Here is a 2,017-nt window from a genome sequence, read left to right on the forward strand (position 1 = left end):
CGACCGATTTCCGACCGGTCTGAGCGCACCTTCGTACTCCTCCGTTACTCTTTAGGAGGAGACCGCCCCAGTCAAACTGCCCACCATACACTGTCCTCGATCCGGATGACGGACCAGAGTTAGAACCTCAAGCATGCCAGGGTGGTATTTCAAGGATGGCTCCACGCAGACTGGCGTCCACGCTTCAAAGCCTCCCACCTATCCTACACAAGCAGGCTCAAAGTCCAGTGCAAAGCTACAGTAAAGGTTCACGGGGTCTTTCCGTCTAGCCGCGGATACACTGCATCTTCACAGCGATTTCAATTTCACTGAGTCTCGGGTGGAGACAGCGCCGCCATCGTTACGCCATTCGTGCAGGTCGGAACTTACCCGACAAGGAATTTCGCTACCTTAGGACCGTTATAGTTACGGCCGCCGTTTACCGGGGCTTCGATCAAGAGCTTCGCTTTCGCTAACCCCATCAATTAACCTTCCGGCACCGGGCAGGCGTCACACCCTATACGTCCACTTTCGTGTTTGCAGAGTGCTGTGTTTTTAATAAACAGTCGCAGCGGCCTGGTATCTTCGACCGACATGGGCTTACGCAGTAAATGCTTCACCCTCATCGGCGCACCTTCTCCCGAAGTTACGGTGCCATTTTGCCTAGTTCCTTCACCCGAGTTCTCTCAAGCGCCTTGGTATTCTCTACCCAACCACCTGTGTCGGTTTGGGGTACGGTTCCTAGTTACCTGAAGCTTAGAAGCTTTTCCTGGAAGCATGGCATCAACCACTTCATCATCTAAAAGACGACTCGTCATCAGCTCTCGGCCTTGAACACCCGGATTTGCCTAAGTGTTCGGCCTACCACCTTAAACTTGGACAACCAACGCCAAGCTGGCCTAGCCTTCTCCGTCCCTCCATCGCAGTAACTAGAAGTACAGGAATATTAACCTGTTTCCCATCGACTACGCTCTTCAGCCTCGCCTTAGGGACCGACTAACCCTGCGTCGATTAACGTTGCGCAGGAACCCTTGGTCTTTCGGCGTGGGAGTTTTTCACTCCCATTGTCGTTACTCATGTCAGCATTCGCACTTCTGATACCTCCAGCAAGCTTCTCAACTCACCTTCACAGGCTTACAGAACGCTCCTCTACCGCGCATCTTGCGATGCACCCGTAGCTTCGGTGTATGGTTTGAGCCCCGTTACATCTTCCGCGCAGGCCGACTCGACTAGTGAGCTATTACGCTTTCTTTAAAGGGTGGCTGCTTCTAAGCCAACCTCCTAGCTGTCTAAGCCTTCCCACATCGTTTACCACTTAACCATAACTTTGGGACCTTAGCTGACGGTCTGGGTTGTTTCCCTTTTCACGACGGACGTTAGCACCCGCCGTGTGTCTCCCACGCTGACACTTCCAGGTATTCGGAGTTTGCATCGGTTTGGTAAGTCGGGATGACCCCCTAGCCGAAACAGTGCTCTACCCCCTGGAGTGATACGTGAGGCGCTACCTAAATAGCTTTCGAGGAGAACCAGCTATCTCCGAGCTTGATTAGCCTTTCACTCCGATCCACAAGTCATCCCCTACCTTTTCAACGGGAGTGGGTTCGGTCCTCCAGTCAGTGTTACCTAACCTTCAACCTGCTCATGGATAGATCGCCCGGTTTCGGGTCTATACCCAGCGACTAATTCGCCCTATTAAGACTCGCTTTCGCTACGCCTTCCCTATTCGGTTAAGCTCGCCACTGAATATAAGTCGCTGACCCATTATACAAAAGGTACGCAGTCACCTAACAAAGTAGGCTCCCACTGCTTGTACGCATACGGTTTCAGGTTCTATTTCACTCCCCTCTCCGGGGTTCTTTTCGCCTTTCCCTCACGGTACTGGTTCACTATCGGTCAGTCAGTAGTATTTAGCCTTGGAGGATGGTCCCCCCATGTTCAGACAAAGTTTCTCGTGCTCCGTCCTACTCGATTTCACTTCCAAGAACCTTTCACATACGGGGCTATCACCCACTATGGCCGCACTTTCCAGAGCGTTCTG

At 52.4% G+C, this 2,017-nt stretch carries 1 rRNA gene; it reads right to left on the reverse strand.

From position 1 onward, the window contains the following. Window positions 1–2,017 (reverse strand): 23S ribosomal RNA (locus J5M67_RS27145); the annotation flags it as partial.

Origin of the sequence: Pseudomonas sp. 30_B, from assembly GCF_017491605.1 — a bacterium.
In the GTDB taxonomy this organism is placed as follows: Bacteria; Pseudomonadota; Gammaproteobacteria; order Pseudomonadales; family Pseudomonadaceae; genus Pseudomonas.